Below are 230 nucleotides of genomic sequence, written 5' to 3' on the forward strand. Positions count from 1 at the left end.
ATGGTCCTGCCGCAATCCGGTCAGCTCTCGCAGAGAAACACGGGTTGCCCGCAGGCGGGCCTCTTCGATCTCGTCGGCCCCTTCAAGCGTCAGTGAATGTCCACCGTAGAGGCCGCGCGCGCAGACACGGCGGGTTGCAGGCAGATCTTGCCCGTCCAGCCGCTGCCGGAATGCGGCTGTCACCTCATCGCGGGTCGCCTCGACCGGAATATCTGCGGGCCAGTTCCGTT

Annotated in this window: 1 protein-coding gene; it reads right to left on the reverse strand. The window is 65.7% G+C overall.

Annotation, left to right across the window (positions count from 1 at the left end; translation table 11 throughout):
* On the reverse strand, nt 1–230 hold a 230-nt coding region (locus R2R70_RS23615; protein ID WP_410979435.1), incomplete at both ends, for a hypothetical protein.

It is taken from the genome of Cobetia sp. SIMBA_158, from assembly GCF_046566945.1.
GTDB classification, from domain to species: Bacteria; Pseudomonadota; Gammaproteobacteria; order Pseudomonadales; family Halomonadaceae; genus Cobetia; species Cobetia amphilecti.